We start from the raw sequence: 16305 nt of genomic DNA on the forward strand, positions 1-16305 counted from the left end.
ATCTCAGCCCCTCAGTTGGCGAAGCCGGAAAAGCGGCGCACCGCCTGACCATCTGTCAGCACGGCCCCGCCTGCGACGACAATCTCGTCGCCGCTGGACAAACCTGTCAGCACCCGAACATCGCCCGACTGCGTTGGCTCGATCGTAACGGGAACACGACGCACGGTGCCCTCATCGGCACCAACAGGCGAAAAAACCATCACCGAAAGCGCGCCGCTGGCATCGGCTACAATTGCAGTTGCGGGAATCGTGATGCCCCGGTTGTGATCCTGCACCTGCGCAGTCACGGTCACAGAAGACCCGGGTAGAATCTGCAAGCCCTCAGGCGGGGTCAGGCCGAACTGAATGCGGAAAGTTTGACCGACGCTCGAGGATTCGGCATCAAATTCGCGAATCTCCAGCGGGAACACTTCGTCGCTGACAGGAAACTTTGCAGTCAGGACAATGTCATCTTCCTGACCAGTGCGCTGGAACAGGATTTCTGGCACATCCACTTCAATCCGCAGTTCGGACATATCGTGAATCCGCACAATTGGCGTACCCGAGGAAACGGTTGTGAACGCCTCGACCGCGCGGCTGGATACCAGCGCATCGAAAGGTGCGGTCAGGGTTGCATGTTCCAGTTCGTATTCCGCATCGCGAAGCGCGATAGCCGCCAATTGGGCTTCGGTCACAGCGTCGTCGACAGCAACCTGGCTGGCAGTGGTTCCACGCAGGCGTGACAAGCGGGCTTCGGTCCGGTCTGCCTGTTCCTTTTGCAGCTTTGCCCGATCCAAACGCAACTGAAAGGGTTCTTGATCGAGGCGGGCAATCAGCTGGCCCTTGGGGATGACAAACCCTTCGGTGACCGGCATCTCGACAATCTGGCCTGACACCTGAAAGGCCAGATCGACAGTCTGCCTCGCAGCGACACGCCCGAAGAACTGACGTGAAAACCCCGGCATCGTTTCTTGCACCAGCATCAACTTAACTGGCTTGGCGACATCCTGTGCAGCCAGCGGAGACGAAAGAACAGTCAGGGCAAAGCCCAAAGAAGTCAGCAATTTCATTTCTTCAGTCCCTCGGGAATTCCTGTTTTCACAATGGTATCACGGATTTTGTGCGCCAGTTGCGCGAATTGAGCGGTCTCGTCCGCATCCAGACCCGAGGCGCGGTGGAACAGTGCCCCAGCTTCGGCCACCAGCATGTTTCGGGCGTCCTCTCCTTTTGAGGTCAAAACCAACAACCAGGCGCGCCGGTCTATTGGGTCACGCTCCCGCTTGAGGTACCCTGCCTTCTCCAGCGCATCTGCCGTCGCCGTGATTGTGGACGGAACGGTCAGCATATCAGCCGCCAGAATGCCCATGCGCTTGGGTTGATCAAGCTTGATCAACATGTGGCATTCAGGATGGCTAAGCTCTATTTCGATGCTCTCAAACGCCTCTTCCAGTTTCCAGTACAGGGCATAGACCCCCATTATGGACTGAATTTCAGGACTCAGACGACAAAGCCTTTCGCTGACATCTTCTGACACAGGGTTTTTCCACTTAGGTGGCCGCCATATACTTCATTATCTGAACTATTCAAGTTATGAAGCTACTTTAAGACAAGCTCGCGCTCATTCCCTTGGGTCAACTCCCCTTGATCAAAATCGCCAGTGACTGCATTTTAGGCGGATTCGAAACTTTCAGGACCCGTCATGCATACGCCCGCCATCACAGGTACCGGTGTTTTCACGCCAGAAAACGTCATCACCAACGCTGAGCTTGTTCAAGCGTTCAACGCCTATGCTGATAAGCAGAACGCGGAAAACGCAGAAGCCATCGCCAATGGCAAAATGGAACCGATACAGCACTCCTCGGAAGAGTTCATCGTAAAGGCCTCTGGCATCGAAAACCGCTATGTCATGGACAAGACCGGCGTCCTTGATCCGGACAAGATGTACCCGGCACTGCGCCAGCGCAGCGATGATGAACCGGGTATCATGACGGAAATGGCGATCGACGCTTGCAACAAAGCACTAGCGCAGGCCAGTCACACGGCTGCGGATGTCGATCTGGTCATTTGCGCTGCTTCGAACCACGAACGGGCCTATCCCGCGGTTGCGATTGAAATCCAACAAGCCTTGGGCATTGACGGGTTCGGGTTTGACATGAATGTCGCCTGTTCGTCAGCCACGTTCGGCATTCAGGCTGCAGCGGACATGGTGCGGTCTGGCTCAATTCGGGCTGCGCTGGTGGTAAACCCCGAGATATGTTCGGGTCATCTGGAATGGCGGGATCGGGATTGCCACTTCATCTTCGGCGATGTGGCAACTGCTACTCTGATCGAACGGATCGAGGACGCACAAGGGCCGCATTTCGAGATTCTTTCGACCCGCTGCGCCACTGCATTTTCCAACAACATTCGCAACAACAACGGCTTTCTCCGCCGTTCACGTCCTGACGGGATGGATGATCGCCGCGACATGCAGTTCATGCAGAACGGTCGCAAGGTCTTCAAAGAAGTGTTGCCAATGGTCAGCAAACATATCAGCGATCATATGGGGGCTGAGGGCGTCGGCAGCGAAGATCTCAAACGTCTCTGGCTGCATCAGGCCAACAAGACCATGAACGACTTTATTGGTAAAAAGGTGCTGGGGCGCGAGCCGGAAGCGGATGAGCAACCCAACATCCTGCAGGACTATGCCAACACATCGTCTGCGGGTTCAATCATCGCGTTTTCCAAACACTCGGACGATCTGAAAGACGGGGATGTCGGACTGATCTGTTCTTTTGGCGCTGGCTATTCGGTTGGATCGGTGATCGTGAAACGGCACGTCTGATCTAGGACCCTGTCGCATCCTGAACGCGGAACATCTGGAACACAGCATCGGCGTCGGTGGGAATCTCCACCACATTCTCTGGCAGTTTGCCCTGGATCATGCCTGCCGGGAACCCAATACCCTCCGAAACGCTGGACCAATACACGGCGCGCGGGTGCGATTTACAGATCAAAATGTAATCCACGCCCAGTTCGTTAAGACGCGGGCCGGCATCAACTGATTCGGACCGGAACAGGTCAATCTGCGCCAGCATACCGGCCTTGTTCCGATGGTAATTCCCCGCCAAAACCGAATGATCCGTATGCCGCAGGATCTGAGCGGCATAGTCGAAATCAGCGACAACGAAGCCCGGCTCAAGCTCTCGCAGCGGCAGAATGGCCTGCTGAGTGTTGCATTCAAAAGTCGGTGCGGCGATTTGTGTACCCGCTGTTGCGTCTGAGACCCCCCGGGGCGCGACGCGATCCTCAATCGCGGAACCCGTTTTCGGTGACATGAAGACGACAAACAGGATCATCAGAACCCCAAGGGCCGAACGGCCCTCGGCCCTGTATCTGCGATACAACACCGCCAAAACCTGTGCCTGCACGGCAACCAGCGACATGGTCAGGAACGTCATCAGGCGCGACTGATACATGAACAGAACAAGCCCTACAGCGATCAGACACAGAAACAGGGTGAATTCGATCTTCGCATCACTCCTGCGGATAAACACCATAGAGGCGAAGACCAGGAACAGCGAGATCAGGATCAGAGCGATGGTCTCGCCCGCATGTCTTTGAAGGACCAGCAGAACGTTCTGGGACTCGGTGATCTGACTGAGCCAGAATTGCCTGACGGCCAGAGGCATTTGATCAATTGGGTTTCCAAGGCAATAGGGCGCATAAATATACGACGCGAACACCGCGATGCCTGCAATCAGCACAAGGCCCGTGAAACGAATCCAGACAGAGCTTTGCGAGGTCAAAGCAGCCGCAATAAGTAATCCCAGCGCAGCCAGGCTAAGCGGCAGTGCGACGCTAAGCGTCAGCGCATCACAGCCCGGATAGAAGAAACTGGTGCGGCTGGCCGTAACGAGGATCGCCACCAGCAAAGTCGCCAGAATCCCAAGGCACAGCGTAACAGTCCTGCGCCGAGCCTCACCCCCGGTCAGAGCCCAATCGAGCGCTGAAAAAACCGCAATCAGGGCGATCTGAGCCAGCGACTCGGTGCCAATGGACAAAGACAGTGCCAGAGACACGCCCAGCCAAAACCCGGCGTACCTTCTGTCCTGCCTTTGGACAAAGAACATCAGCGCAGCGGCAAACAGCAAAATCTGCAACCCGTGATGATCAAAGGAATACTGATCGAACTTGCCCGAGTTCAGCAGGGCCAAAACGCCAAAAAGCAGTGCCGCAACTGCCCCTTCGCGCCCACCCAACGCGCCGCCGGTCGCTGCAAAAGCCCAAAGGGTAAGGCCAGCCAGCAAGGTTGGCCAGATAAACCCGGTAACCACAAACGCGGCCTCTGGTGAAACAAACACTGCGCTTAGTTCATAAATCGCCAGAATCGGCGCATCGACGAAGCGGGACCAATGCATCAGCGTCCCTTCGCCGGGCCCCAAACGGTGCTGATAAGGGTCGAACCACCCCTGCCCGTTTCGCAAGTCCTGAACCGAGACCCAGCGCATGAAGTCATCCGGCCCATCAATCGAACCCGCCATCGTCATCAAGGCGACAAGGATCACCAAAGCAAACCAGTACAGGCGGAAAACCAGCCTGTCGGACAGGATGCTATAAGCCTCATGCCGTGTATTCATTTTGGATTGCCTTTGACCGACCTGCCCAGGTCGCTTTCATATCCACCAGAAATGACGGAATTGAGGCACCCGACATCCATGCCAGAGCCTTGGCGCATCAGAGGGGTTCGCCCCTTACTCAGCTGACGCTTTCTTCTTCCAGATGCAGTTTCATCTCGATCAAAACCTGTTGCAGAAGGCTGGTTTCTTTCAGCAAACGCTTTGCCTCGTTCACGGTGATGATACCGTCTTCGATAGCGGCCTGATATTCTGTCATCAGCATGGCAAAACGCTGGCTCAGCGCGATGACATCCGAGTTTACGCCGCCAGTACGAGGGGCATCAGTGTTCCGCCCATCGTAGGACAGCGTGATATTTTTAAGATCAGCCAACGCCGAAGTGACATGCGGATAGGATGCGGCGTTTTCAAGTCGAGCGACCGCGTCCACGGGCATAAACCTGTCGGCATGTTCCGTGTTGTCGGAATAGTACCGGCCAAGTGTCGCCTTGGATTTTCCGGTGATCTCGCAGGCCGCTTCGATTCCGACATCTTTGACCAGCGCCTCGGTGTGTTTCTTCAGATAAGCCCCGATATCTGCCATTGTTTTACCTTTGTTACCTGCATGCGCTGTTCCACCGCCAGTATTGGGGGAAAGCGCCGGGAAATTTCCCATAACAGAGTCATAATTGAAATGTCATACATTGGCTATCCCTCAGATATGCGGGGGATTTTGTGAGTGAGTGGCGGCAGTTCCTGCCGGTAACGAGTAATCGTGAGGCAAGATTGTTGAGCCTCGCACTGTTCAGGCCTCATGTTGGCCGATAGCGTCGCTGTTGTAGGCGCAGGGGTTCCATCCCCAAAGAGCCTGTGCTCGACCTTTGCAATTGCAACGGCGGCGTCTATTTTTTCCAGGTATTTTTTGAAGTCTTGTTCCGCCGGCCTAGGCAAATTAGACCCGGCCTATGGCAAAGCTGTATTTCAACTATTCGACCATGAACGCGGGCAAATCGACCGTGTTGCTGCAGGCCTCGCATAACTATCGTGAGCGCGGCATGGAGACTTATCTGATGACGGCAGCCGTTGACGGGCGCGCCGGTCAGGGCCGTATCGCCTCGCGTATCGGTATCTCGGAACAGGCAGATACTTTCCGGCCCGATGATGATGTGTTTGCGATGATTGATACCCGCTTGAAACGCGGCCCTGTCGCCTGTGTGTTCATTGATGAGGCACAGTTTTTGTCTGAGGATCAAGTCTGGCAACTGGCCCGCGCCGTCGATGACCTGAAAGTCCCGGTGCTGGCCTACGGGTTGCGCGTTGACTTTCAGGGCAAGCTGTTTCCCGGCTCTGCCGCACTGTTGGCCCTGGCCGATGAAATGCGAGAGGTCCGCACCATCTGCAAATGCGGACGCAAAGCCACGATGGTGATTCGGCAGGACGAGAACGGCAACGCGATCACCGAAGGTGCGCAGGTGCAAATCGGCGGGAATGAGACCTATGTCTCACTTTGCCGCAAACACTGGCGCGAGGCTGTCGGCGGCTAGATTCAGGCACAGACACATAGTGTGTTCAGTGCATTCGCCCGCCCAAAGGCACCTTCCCATCCGGCCCGATCAGCATGATCTCACCGCTTTCATCGGGCAGACCCAGCACCAGCACTTCGGACATGAATTTGCCAATCTGGCGCGGCGGGAAATTGACTACGGCCATGACCTGTTTCCCCACCAGCGTGGCGGGGTCGTAATGGGCCGTTATCTGGGCCGAGGTTTTCCGCTCACCAATCTCATCGCCAAAATCGATCCACATCTTGATCGCGGGCATTCGGGCTTCGGGATACGGTTCCGCACGGATGACCTCACCCACGCGGATATCCACTTTCAGAAAGTCATCAAAGCTGATTTCACTCACCGGACAATTCCTTAGATCGATCCGTCGCGGCCTTGACTGCGCGCTGCAGAAGATCGGGAAAGCCTTCCTGCTCATGCATCAGCACCTCAAGCGCAGCCTGAGTGGTGCCATTCGGCGAGGTTACGTTGATCCGCAACTGCGTTGGGTCGTCTTCGGCGGCAACAGCCAACGCCCCTGCCCCGGCAACCGTGGATTTGGCGAGTTTCATGGCCAGGTCATCCGGCAACCCCTGCGCCACGCCCGCAGCCGCCAGCGTTTCAATCAGATGGAACACATAGGCCGGACCTGAACCGCTGACACCTGTAACCGCATCAATCTGCGCCTCTTCCGATAGTCGGACGGTTTCACCAATCGCAGAGAGAAGACTCTCGGCCAGGTTCAGATCATCCTCGCTCACATGTGCATTGCCAATCATCGCCGTGATTCCCTGCCGAATCGCCGCCGGCGTGTTGGGCATTGCACGAACGATCGGCGTGCCTGCGCCCAGAACGCTTTCGAATGTTGCAATTGACGTACCTGCCGCGACTGAAACGAACAGGCTGCCACCTCCGCCCAGCGCCTGGATGGCAGGCAGAGCATCCCCCATCATCTGCGGCTTGACGGCCACCAGAACCACCGCAGGCGCGTCCGGCAATGTGGTGTTGATATGAACGCCCTGCGCTTGCAGCCAATCTGATGGAAAGGGATCGATCACCCAAACGGATGAAGCGGGCAGACCGTGTTCCAGCCAACCCGCCAGCATCGCGGACCCCATTTTCCCGCACCCCAAAAGCACCAGGCCGTTTTCGGCCACGCGCGATATGTTCATGATTGCCCCTCCCCTTACATATCGGTTTGGGGCAAAGCTTTACGCCCGGCCGTAGGCCTCTGCAATGGCAACCTGTATTGCATCTTCCGGATCGCGATTGCCCCATGTGACCAGTTGAATTGCGGGGTAGTAGCGTTCAGCACTCATCACAGCGGCGGAAATCATTGTGTTGATCTGATCCGGGCTGGCCATCTGGCCGCCAGCCAGAACCAGACCGTAGCGATAGACCATCAGTTTCTGGTTTGCCCAATAGGTAAACGCCCCTGCCCAGCACTGATCGTTCATCTTATTGAGCAGCTCATAAAGCTGCATTTCACGCTCGGCCGGTGGTTCCATTTCGAATGAGCACACCATGCGCAGCGTTTCGTCATAGTTGGACCAGGCGAGTGTGATGGAATAGGTCCGCCACTGCCCTTCAACGGCCATGGCGATCTGATCGTCGCCGATACGATCAAAATCCCAGTCGTGATGTTCGGCCAGGTGTTCAACAATATCGATTGGATGAAGGTCTTCTTCGAGAAACTGCTCGGAAAGGGCCATAATGCCACCTCACTAATCTCTAGCATGTTGGGGCTGGCAGCGCCCCAGCGCTAGTTGCCTGCTCTACAAGCCGGGCTTCCCCCGTAGGCCTGTACTAAATATGGTGCGACGCGAGGCGCGTTCTGGCAACCCTATTTCTTGGGGATAACCGCAATAAGTTGTGGACAGCTGGCAACGACAATCAAAATACTGGCGTTGGATGCAGCTTTGTCTTGATTAAATTTTGCAAGGCGGCAAGATGCACAACACCGCACAAACCCGGAAAGGTCTGCGCGGTGTTTAGTGTTTTCCGAAAATCAGACGTTTGGGCGTTACTTGTCCAGTTTCGCCTCAAGTGCGGCGATGCGGGCTTCGAGCGCCGAGTTCTCCTCGCGCGCTTTCTGAGCCATCGCGTGCACCGCATCAAATTCTTCCCGCGTTACGAAATCCCGATCCGCCAGCCAGCGGTCCAACATCGATTTCATCGCGTTCTCGGCCTCTTCCCGTGCGCCCTGCGCCACGCCCATGGCGTTGGTCATCAACTGAGAGACATCGTCGAGGATCTTGTTGCGGGTTTGCATGGCTTTACTCCGATAACGCTGTTGGTCTCTATATGGGGAATGATTGGCGCAGGCTCAAGGTTGACTTGCCCTGCAAACCCCGGGCAATGAGACGCACATGCAGGCTGTTCTGAATTTCCCCGATCTGTCACCCGAACTCTTCTCGATCTCATTGTTCGGGATGGAGTTCGCCCTGAGATGGTACGCACTGGCCTATATCGCCGGCATCCTGATCGCCTGGCGCATGGCGATCATTGCCCTCAGGCGACCCTCATTGTGGCGCGATGATGCAACACCGATGAAACCGGAACAGCTGGAAGATCTGATGACCTGGATCATTCTGGGCGTCATCCTTGGTGGGCGACTTGGTTTCGTACTGTTTTATCAACCTGCCTACTACCTTTCGCACCCGATCGACATCCTTAAGGTCTGGCAGGGTGGCATGGCCTTCCATGGCGGCCTGCTAGGGGTCATCTTGGCCTCTTATCTCTATGCGCGCCGTCACGCCCTGCCAATCCTGTCGTTGGGCGATCTGGTGGCTTACACAGTGCCGCCCGGCCTGTTGCTGGGGCGCCTTGCCAATTTCACCAACGCCGAACTATGGGGCCGCCCAAGCGAGATGCCCTGGGCTGTGATCTTCCCCGGCACCGCCGCGCAGGATTGCCCGGGCGTCGTTGCGGGTTTTTGCGCGCGCCATCCTTCGCAGCTTTATGAAGCCGCGCTTGAGGGGTTGATCTTGGGTGCAGTCCTTGTGTGGCTGGCCTATCGCCGCGGCGCCTTTCGCAAACCCGGCCTGATCATGGGTGTTTTTCTCGCGGGCTATGGCGCCTCACGGTTCATTGTCGAATTCTTTCGGCAACCAGATGCTCAGTTCGTTTCTCTCGGCAACCCGCTGGGCCTGGCCTGGCATGTTGGCGGCTACGGCCTGACAATGGGCCAACTTTTGTCACTTCCGATGATTGCCATTGGCCTGTGGTTTGCCCTGCGTGCCCGGCGGGAAACATGACGCTTAAGGATCACCTGATCGCGCGTATCCAGCATGATGGCCCGATGAGCGTGGCTGATTACATGACTGAATGCCTGCTGCATCCCACACTAGGGTATTACAGCACGCGCGACCCGTTTGGGGCGCAAGGGGATTTCATCACCGCCCCCGAGATCAGCCAGATGTTTGGGGAACTGATCGGTCTGTCGCTGGCACAAAGCTGGATGGATCAAGGCCGCCCAAACCCGTTTACATTGGCCGAGCTTGGCCCCGGACGCGGGACGTTGATGTCCGATATCCTGCGCGCCACACAGCAGGTTTCAGGGTTTCACGAAGCAGCACAGATATATCTGGTCGAAGCGTCGCCCACGCTGCGGCAGGTTCAGGCGAAAACGCTGGGCCAGGACACGCCCAACTGGATTGGCACCGCCACCGAGCTGCCCGAACAGCCCCTGTATCTGGTCGCTAATGAATTCTTTGATGCCCTGCCCATTCGCCAGTTCATTCGAGAGGGCGGCGGTTGGCGAGAACGACGGGTTGGCATGGCAGAAGACGGTCTTGCATTCGGTCTGGGACCCAATGCGCCTCAGGCGACTCTGAACGACAGGCTCGGCGATACCAAGGATGGCGACCTTGTCGAACTATGCGCAACCGCAACCCCGATCGTGACCGATATCGCCACCCGGATCACTTCCCATGGCGGAGCGGCTTTGATCATCGACTACGGCGATTGGCGCTCGCTGGGCGATACGCTGCAAGCCGTGAAAGCGCATGAGAAAACCAAACCATTGGACGATCCGGGCCAGTCCGATCTAACCGCGCATGTCGATTTTGAACCGCTGGCGATGACGGCCCGTGCTTCGGGATGCGCGCATACCCGGCTGACGCCACAAGGCGTGTTTCTGGAACGATTGGGAATCACCCCACGTGCGCAGGCCTTGCTGCAGAACCTCAACGCGCCAGAGCAGAAACGTCTGATCAGCGCACATCGCCGGTTGACGCATCCCGATGAAATGGGAAACCTGTTCAAAGTGCTGGGCCTGTACCCCGCACAATCAGCGCCACCGCCGGGACTGGAGCCATGACACTGGAAATCTTGACCTCCGACATGCTGTCGCCCGTACGGCACGGGTTCTTTACGCGGCGGGGCGGCGCGTCCTCTGGTATTTTTGCCGGCTTGAACTGCGGGCATGGATCATCGGATCAAACACAAGCCGTCGCCCTGAATCGGAACAGGGTCGCCGCGGCCATGGATGTGGCACCTGAGCAGCTGATCGGGCTTCATCAGGTCCATTCACCAACCGTTCTGACAATTGATGCACCGATTCAGGGCGAGAAACCCAAAGCTGATGCAATTGTTACCGCGACCCCCGATCTTGCGCTGACCATACTGACTGCCGATTGCCAACCGGTTCTGTTTGCCGATCCGGAGGCTAAGGTTATCGGCGCCGCCCATGCCGGATGGCGCGGGGCGCTGGACGGGGTGCTGGAAGCAACGCTTGACGCAATGGAAGCATTGGGTGCGCAACGTGCAAACACCCGCGCCGTGATCGGGCCATCCATCTCGCAACGCGCCTACGAAGTCGGCCCGGAGTTCCTGGATGATTTTCTGGCAGAATCCCCGGATAACAGCCGCTTCTTTGCGAACGGGCAGGAAGATCGGTTACAATTTGACCTTCCCGCATTTGGGCTTCATCGGCTGCGCAGGGCTGGTGTTGGCCAGGCCGAATGGACCCGGCATTGCACCTATTCCGACCCTGATCGATTCTATTCCTACCGCCGCGCAACCCACTCGAAAGAAGCGGATTACGGCCGTTTGATTTCTGCGATTCGGTTATAGAAATAGTTCCGATTAAGGCAAAGTCGCCACCTTTCCGCCACAATCATTGTGTTTATCTGAGGGCAGAATCGTAGTGTTTTTGCCAGTGTTCAGATCGTTACCTGACGTCCACTCAAGTGGACTCTGGCGCTTCAAGTTGGAGGAGTTGCCTAACTTCACTTTCAGTCCTGATATTAACCCGGATTAGCCACAACTCTGCCGCAAAACGGCATGATCTTGGGGGCATAAGGGAAAAGGGCAGTAAGCCCTATCAGTGCAGGACCAGAGAATGAAATCGAAAACCCGCTTTCTCAACGCGGTTTTAGCCGCGACGCAGGACCAGAATCTGGAAATGCCATGGAAACGGGTTTCAAGCCATTCTGTCAGGGTCGCCCGTCGGTTGATGGCACGACGCTGAACCAGAGAACCACCAGGGCCAAGCTGCCGGTCCTGCGGTGGAGCGCGCATCGGGAATGCTCCGGCCCGGTGCACGTGGGATCGCCATACCATGGCGATCTTATGTTCAGGAGTGTGTGTGCGGGCAATTTACGCCCGCAAAGTACGAGTTTGCCTGGGGGGTCAATGTGTTGACCAATGGAAAGCGAAGGTTTTGTCGCTGTGCACCGCCGTCATTGGCAGTGCCCAAGGGTCCCTCATTTATTTCAAGGCAAAGAACTATTCCGTCGGACGGGCCTGTACGGGGGTATGCCTCGTCTGTTCGGATATTAGAAAGGAAGGAATACTAGTGACTATTCCTAGTTCACTGGCCCGCGCGGCCCGAAATGCGGTTGAGACATCCGCACTGTTGCGCGAGGTTCCAAGACAAGCATCAAAGCCAAAGGCGCAACTGCGCCGGTATGAGGTAAGCACCCTGCTCGACAACGGGGATGTCGCGCAAACACGCCATATTGCACCTGCGTTGCCCATGTTCGAGGACGCATTTTGCGCCTTCTCGCGTGGATCGCTGGTGGAAACCGAACATGGCCCTATGGCGATTGAAGACCTTATGCCCGGGGATACTGTCCTGACACAGGATGGAACCTCGGAAACCGTCGTCTGGAAAGGATCGGTCACACTGATTCCGGGGCGCGAGGATTCCTATGGACGTACGCGTCCCCTGACGCGAATCATGGCGGACACGTTCGGCATGCAAAAGCCTCTGTCAGGTGTGATCGCCGGCCCCGCTGCGCGACTACTGGGCACGCCGGGGCATTTGCGGCACATTTATGGGGACGGACCCGTTCTGACACCAGTGTCAGAGTTTCAGGACGGCATGAACGTTATTGAAACAATGCCGCCAACTCCGGTAGAGTTGTTTCACATTTGCCTGAAGAAGCATTCGGTCATTCGCGTCGATGGGTTACAGTTTGAAACCTATCACCCGGGGGTAAACGCGGTTCGTTTGATCAGCCATTCGCTGCGGTCGATCTATCTGAATCTGTTTGCGCATGTCGAAACACTGAACGATTTCGGCCCGCTGCTGTTGCCGCGCGCCGGAGACGGAGAGGTAGACGCTCTGACGGCTTAAAATTTACATATTACTGCAGAGCGGGGGCATCATGCAGATATTACTAAGCTGGATTGTATCCTTGGCGGTGGCGGCAATGCTGCCACCCTGCCAGCCACATCCAAAACAGACGCGGTTCACGCGCTACGGTTCATACGCTCTTCCAGAACGTCGAATGGTACGCCTGGCTCGTCTTTTGCGCCTCGGATAACAAGCGAGGTTTTAACGCTGGCCACGTTCGGCGTGGTCAGCAGTTCACCGGTCAGGAATTGCTGAAAGCTGCTCAGATCTGGGGCGACGCATTTCAGAATGAAATCCACTTCGCCATTCAACATGTGGCATTCACGGACCAGCGGCCATTCACGGCAACGTTCTTCAAATGCGCGCAGTTCGGATTCAGCCTGACTGTCCAAACCGACCATGGCAAAGACCTGAACTTCGAATCCCAATTCGCGCGCGTTTACCGCAGCGTGATAGCTGTTGATGTAACCGGATTCTTCCAATGTACGCACCCGGCGCAGGCACGGCGGCGCAGAGATCCCGACACGTTTGGCAAGCTCAACATTGGTCATCCGACCGTCGGCCTGCAACTCTGCCAGAATCTTGCGATCAATCTCATCCAGCCGTGTGGTGACCATAAAGCGCTCCTGATTTTTCGGTTCTTATATCAGCACCCACCGCTTGCGCAATAATCTTTCGCTGCTGCGCAATATTCTTTGTTTTCAGATCGCAAAAACCACCACGCATCTGCCTCGTTCGTGAAAAGGAAGGGGCTTTAAGCCCTGCGCGCACGCCGCTATATCGGTGCGGCGGGCGAGATGCCCAAGTCAGGCAGTTCGAGCGGGGGTACCATGGCCGAGACACGACACACCAAGGTTCTGATCATTGGGTCGGGACCCGCAGGATATACCGCAGGCGTTTATGCCAGCCGGGCCATGCTGGAACCCATTCTGGTGCAAGGCATCGAACCGGGTGGTCAGTTGACCACCACGACCGAGGTCGAGAACTGGCCCGGCGATACCGAGGTTCAGGGCCCTGATCTGATGGTACGTATGCAGGATCACGCCAAGGCCATGGGGTGCGAGGTGATCGGCGATATCATCAGCGATCTGGACCTCAGCAAGCGCCCCTTCACCGCCAAGGGCGACAGCGGCACCATCTATACTGCGGATGCGGTTATTCTGGCCACAGGCGCCCGCGCCAAATGGCTTGGCCTGCCGTCGGAAGAGAAGTTCAAAGGCTTTGGTGTCTCGGCCTGCGCAACCTGCGACGGTTTCTTCTATCGCGGACAGGAAATCGTCGTGATTGGCGGCGGCAATACTGCTGTGGAGGAAGCCTTGTTCCTGACCAACTTTGCCAGCAAAGTGACCCTGATCCACCGACGGGATGAGTTGCGCGCCGAGAAAATCCTGCAAGATCGCCTGTTCAAAAACGAAAAGATCGAGCCCCTTTGGTTCCACCAATTGGAAGAAGTCGTTGGAACGGATGCGCCATTGGGTGTTGAAGGCGTTCGGGTCAAGAATGTCCAGACCGGTGAAATCTCTGAGATTCCCTGTAAGGGGGTGTTTGTAGCTATCGGCCACGCACCCGCCAATGAGTTGGTCAAAGACACACTGGAAACACACATGGGCGGCTATGTGGTGACCAAGCCGGGTTCGACCGAAACCTCAATTCCAGGCGTGTTTGCTGCAGGCGACCTGACCGACCACATCTACCGCCAGGCCGTGACCAGCGCGGGCATGGGGTGCATGGCCGCCCTGGATGCCGAGCGTTTTCTGGCCGAACAGGAATAGAGTGGCGCGCAGAGGTTTCGGGGCACATCGAAACCTCCGCCCTTTTACCTTCGGCGGTACAGGTCTGCTTGACCCGCGCAAGCCCGGCCCTCACACTTGACCCCAACGAAGCATTCGCGGGTACTGGAATTGGATAACGCTCTTTGGCGCGGCGGGTGGGCAGCCCAGCTACGGATTGGCAGCGGCCTGATCCTGTTTGTTTTTGCGTTTTTTCACTTTATCAATATCGGGCTGGGCCTGTTTCACACCGACTACCTGCACGGGATGCAGGAAGGTCGTAAGGCAATCACCCGGCACAATGTCGTCAGCCTGCTCTTCTACGCTGCGCTGATCCTTCACGCGGCACTTGCGGTGATCTCGATCATCCAGCGCAGAACCTTGCGCATGCCTTTCAGTTCCGCGTTGCAGGTTGTGCTAGGGTTACTGATCCCGCTGCAATTGATTTCGCACATCGTGCATACCCGCGTCGCGCATGAGGTATTCGACGTCAATGATGAGATGGGCTACATCATCGTCCTGATGTGGCCCAGCTCAGCCATCTGGATGCAGAGCCTGCTGCTGCTGATCGTCTGGATTCATGGCTGTATCGGCCTGCATATGTGGCTGCGCCTGACCAGTTGGTGGTCAAAAACCGTTCCCTACCTGATCGGCTTAGCGGTTTTTGTGCCCTCCTTTGCGTTGGCTGGTGTCTTAACCGAAGGCCGGCGCATCTGGGTGGATTTCGCGGATGAGTTTCTGCGCGAACAATATGTTGAGCACTATAACTGGCCCTCAGCTGAAACCTTCGACATCCTGTTTGCAATGAAGAACAATGCCGTTCTGGGCTTCCTGATCACGCTCGGTGCATGCGGGGTCTTCTTTCTGGGCCGCAAGCTTTGGCGCCGTAGGCATTCAGTGCGGATCACCTATGCGCAAGGCCCTGATGTGGTTGCGGAAAAGGGCATGACATTGCTTGAGATATCTCAAGCCAACGGCATCCCACACACGGCACTATGTGGCGGTAAGGGGCGTTGCACCACATGTCGTGTCATCGTCGAGGACGGCGGCGAAGGGCTGGACGCCCCAAGCGAAGTAGAGGCCCGCAGCCTGGCTGCGGTGGGTGCCTCGCCCCGGACCCGACTTGCCTGCCAAATCCGGCCAACCGACTCGCTGACCGTCTTCCGTGTCTTTCGCCCGGATGGCGAGCGGAACCGGGGGCATGCCAGCCAAGGGCAGGAACGGCAACTGGCTGTACTGTTTCTGGATATGCGGGGTTTCACAGCGCGCACAACCGGGCAACTGCCCTATGACATCGTCTTTTTACTGAACCGGTTCTTCGACGCCATCGTTCCGGCCATCACGGATGCGGGCGGCGTGGTTGACAAATACATGGGCGATGGGTTGCTGGCGGTGTTTAACAAAGCCGACGCGGCTGCATCCGCCAAATCAGGGCTCAACGCTGCGATCGAGATCAGCCTTGCGCTGGATGGTTTCAACCAACGCCTCGCAACCGAAGGCAGCCCGGGCATTCGCATTGGAATGGGTCTGCATCTGGGGGATCTGGTACTGGGCGAGATCGGTGCCGCCGGGCACGCTTCGCAGACGATTATCGGAGATGCTGTCAATGTCGCCAGCCGCCTTGAAAGCGAGACCAAAGCACTTGGGGCCGAACTGCTGGTATCAGAGGAATTGTTGCAAGCAGCAGAAGTAATAATCAATCCCGAGCAAATCCGATTGTTCCAACTGCGTGGCGTGACCGAACCGGTTCCCGCACTGCCTGTCGCACGTGCCGCCGAACTGCGCAGCACGGCGGCCAAGGAAGAACAGGCATCCTCTGCCTGATTGGATCGCGT

Annotated in this window: 17 protein-coding genes; 8 read left to right on the forward strand and 9 right to left on the reverse strand. The window is 56.8% G+C overall.

Translation table 11 applies throughout. The features are described 5' to 3' along the window. Positions 1-11: 11 nt before the first annotated feature. Positions 12-1049, reverse strand: a complete 1038-nt coding sequence (locus AC2FFE_RS11940; protein WP_496820326.1) for an efflux RND transporter periplasmic adaptor subunit — start codon at positions 1047-1049, stop codon at positions 12-14. Further along, complete coding sequence (locus AC2FFE_RS11945) at positions 1046-1456, reverse strand: MarR family winged helix-turn-helix transcriptional regulator (protein ID WP_496820325.1); 411 nt, start codon at positions 1454-1456, stop codon at positions 1046-1048. Before AC2FFE_RS11945 ends, AC2FFE_RS11940 begins: the two co-directional genes overlap by 4 nt. Positions 1457-1678: 222 nt before the next feature. On the opposite strand from AC2FFE_RS11945, the gene AC2FFE_RS11950 reads away from it, so the two are divergent. Then, positions 1679-2803, forward strand: a complete 1125-nt coding sequence (locus AC2FFE_RS11950; protein ID WP_496846730.1) for a beta-ketoacyl-ACP synthase III — start codon at positions 1679-1681, stop codon at positions 2801-2803. Between the two features lies 1 nt (position 2804). On the opposite strand, the gene AC2FFE_RS11955 is transcribed toward AC2FFE_RS11950, so the two are convergent. Both AC2FFE_RS11955 and AC2FFE_RS11960 read right to left on the reverse strand, forming a co-directional pair. Next, positions 2805-4598 carry a hypothetical protein gene (locus AC2FFE_RS11955; RefSeq protein ID WP_496820323.1) on the reverse strand — a complete coding sequence of 598 codons (1794 nt, stop codon included), beginning with the start codon at positions 4596-4598 and terminating at the stop codon, positions 2805-2807. Between the two features lie 118 nt (positions 4599-4716). Beyond that, positions 4717-5178: a hypothetical protein gene (locus AC2FFE_RS11960; protein WP_353010737.1), complete on the reverse strand. Its 462-nt coding sequence runs from the start codon at positions 5176-5178 to the stop codon at positions 4717-4719. 361 nt (positions 5179-5539) lie between these two features. Here AC2FFE_RS11960 and AC2FFE_RS11965 point away from each other — a divergent pair, with 361 nt between their 5' ends. After that, the gene (locus tag AC2FFE_RS11965) at positions 5540-6118 is read left to right on the forward strand and encodes a thymidine kinase (protein ID WP_496846731.1); all 579 of its coding nucleotides are present in this window, start codon (positions 5540-5542) and stop codon (positions 6116-6118) included. Between the two features lie 25 nt (positions 6119-6143). Here the strand turns inward: AC2FFE_RS11965 and AC2FFE_RS11970 are convergent, their stop codons facing one another. The 4 genes from AC2FFE_RS11970 to AC2FFE_RS11985 all read right to left on the reverse strand — a co-directional run bounded on the left by AC2FFE_RS11970 (position 6144) and on the right by AC2FFE_RS11985 (position 8390). Beyond that, complete coding sequence (locus AC2FFE_RS11970) at positions 6144-6482, reverse strand: tRNA-binding protein (RefSeq protein ID WP_496846732.1); 339 nt, start codon at positions 6480-6482, stop codon at positions 6144-6146. Continuing rightward, the gene (proC, locus tag AC2FFE_RS11975; RefSeq protein ID WP_496846733.1) at positions 6475-7290 is read right to left on the reverse strand and encodes a pyrroline-5-carboxylate reductase; all 816 of its coding nucleotides are present in this window, start codon (positions 7288-7290) and stop codon (positions 6475-6477) included. The genes AC2FFE_RS11970 and proC overlap by 8 nt, the downstream gene beginning before the upstream one ends. A 39-nt stretch (positions 7291-7329) precedes the next feature. Further along, complete coding sequence (locus tag AC2FFE_RS11980; protein ID WP_496820318.1) at positions 7330-7830, reverse strand: type III secretion system chaperone family protein; 501 nt, start codon at positions 7828-7830, stop codon at positions 7330-7332. Between the two features lie 311 nt (positions 7831-8141). Continuing rightward, positions 8142-8390 carry an accessory factor UbiK family protein gene (locus tag AC2FFE_RS11985; protein WP_496846734.1) on the reverse strand — a complete coding sequence of 83 codons (249 nt, stop codon included), beginning with the start codon at positions 8388-8390 and terminating at the stop codon, positions 8142-8144. 97 nt (positions 8391-8487) lie between these two features. Between AC2FFE_RS11985 and lgt the strand changes: the two genes are divergently transcribed. From lgt to AC2FFE_RS12005, 4 genes are all read left to right on the forward strand, one after another. Then, a complete protein-coding gene (gene lgt / locus AC2FFE_RS11990; protein ID WP_496846735.1) occupies positions 8488-9375 on the forward strand; it encodes a prolipoprotein diacylglyceryl transferase in 888 nt (295 codons plus the stop codon). Beyond that, a complete protein-coding gene (locus AC2FFE_RS11995; RefSeq protein ID WP_496846736.1) occupies positions 9372-10439 on the forward strand; it encodes a class I SAM-dependent methyltransferase in 1068 nt (355 codons plus the stop codon). Before lgt ends, AC2FFE_RS11995 begins: the two co-directional genes overlap by 4 nt. After that, complete coding sequence (gene pgeF / locus AC2FFE_RS12000) at positions 10436-11194, forward strand: peptidoglycan editing factor PgeF (protein ID WP_496846737.1); 759 nt, start codon at positions 10436-10438, stop codon at positions 11192-11194. Before AC2FFE_RS11995 ends, pgeF begins: the two co-directional genes overlap by 4 nt. Before the next feature lie 724 nt (positions 11195-11918). Next, entirely contained in the window at positions 11919-12701 is a 783-nt protein-coding gene (locus tag AC2FFE_RS12005) for a Hint domain-containing protein (RefSeq protein ID WP_496820312.1), read from the forward strand. A 116-nt stretch (positions 12702-12817) separates the two neighbouring features. Here the strand turns inward: AC2FFE_RS12005 and AC2FFE_RS12010 are convergent, their stop codons facing one another. Next, positions 12818-13318 (reverse strand): Lrp/AsnC family transcriptional regulator, encoded by a 501-nt coding sequence (locus tag AC2FFE_RS12010; protein ID WP_496820310.1) that lies wholly within the window; start codon positions 13316-13318, stop codon positions 12818-12820. A 213-nt stretch (positions 13319-13531) separates the two neighbouring features. On the opposite strand from AC2FFE_RS12010, the gene trxB reads away from it, so the two are divergent. Then, a complete protein-coding gene (trxB, locus tag AC2FFE_RS12015; protein ID WP_480499646.1) occupies positions 13532-14473 on the forward strand; it encodes a thioredoxin-disulfide reductase in 942 nt (313 codons plus the stop codon). A gap of 129 nt (positions 14474-14602) precedes the next feature. After that, a complete protein-coding gene (locus AC2FFE_RS12020) occupies positions 14603-16294 on the forward strand; it encodes an adenylate/guanylate cyclase domain-containing protein (protein ID WP_496846738.1) in 1692 nt (563 codons plus the stop codon). Positions 16295-16305 lie beyond the last annotated feature (11 nt).

Source organism: Ruegeria sp. YTSA168, assembly GCF_059610045.1.

Excerpts from the sequence above, each read along its gene's own strand:
- AC2FFE_RS11940 (WP_496820326.1), bottom strand. The coding sequence starts at position 1,049 with ATGAAATTGCTGACTTCTTTGGGCTTTGCCCTGACTGTTCTTTCGTCT.
- AC2FFE_RS11945 (WP_496820325.1), bottom strand. The coding sequence starts at position 1,456 with ATGGGGGTCTATGCCCTGTACTGGAAACTGGAAGAGGCGTTTGAGAGC.
- AC2FFE_RS11950 (WP_496846730.1), top strand. The coding sequence starts at position 1,679 with ATGCATACGCCCGCCATCACAGGTACCGGTGTTTTCACGCCAGAAAAC.
- AC2FFE_RS11955 (WP_496820323.1), bottom strand. The coding sequence starts at position 4,598 with ATGAATACACGGCATGAGGCTTATAGCATCCTGTCCGACAGGCTGGTT.
- AC2FFE_RS11960 (WP_353010737.1), bottom strand. The coding sequence starts at position 5,178 with ATGGCAGATATCGGGGCTTATCTGAAGAAACACACCGAGGCGCTGGTC.
- AC2FFE_RS11965 (WP_496846731.1), top strand. The coding sequence starts at position 5,540 with ATGGCAAAGCTGTATTTCAACTATTCGACCATGAACGCGGGCAAATCG.
- proC (WP_496846733.1), bottom strand. The coding sequence starts at position 7,290 with ATGAACATATCGCGCGTGGCCGAAAACGGCCTGGTGCTTTTGGGGTGC.
- AC2FFE_RS11980 (WP_496820318.1), bottom strand. The coding sequence starts at position 7,830 with ATGGCCCTTTCCGAGCAGTTTCTCGAAGAAGACCTTCATCCAATCGAT.
- AC2FFE_RS11985 (WP_496846734.1), bottom strand. The coding sequence starts at position 8,390 with ATGCAAACCCGCAACAAGATCCTCGACGATGTCTCTCAGTTGATGACC.
- lgt (WP_496846735.1), top strand. The coding sequence starts at position 8,488 with ATGCAGGCTGTTCTGAATTTCCCCGATCTGTCACCCGAACTCTTCTCG.
- AC2FFE_RS11995 (WP_496846736.1), top strand. The coding sequence starts at position 9,372 with ATGACGCTTAAGGATCACCTGATCGCGCGTATCCAGCATGATGGCCCG.
- pgeF (WP_496846737.1), top strand. The coding sequence starts at position 10,436 with ATGACACTGGAAATCTTGACCTCCGACATGCTGTCGCCCGTACGGCAC.
- AC2FFE_RS12010 (WP_496820310.1), bottom strand. The coding sequence starts at position 13,318 with ATGGTCACCACACGGCTGGATGAGATTGATCGCAAGATTCTGGCAGAG.
- trxB (WP_480499646.1), top strand. The coding sequence starts at position 13,532 with ATGGCCGAGACACGACACACCAAGGTTCTGATCATTGGGTCGGGACCC.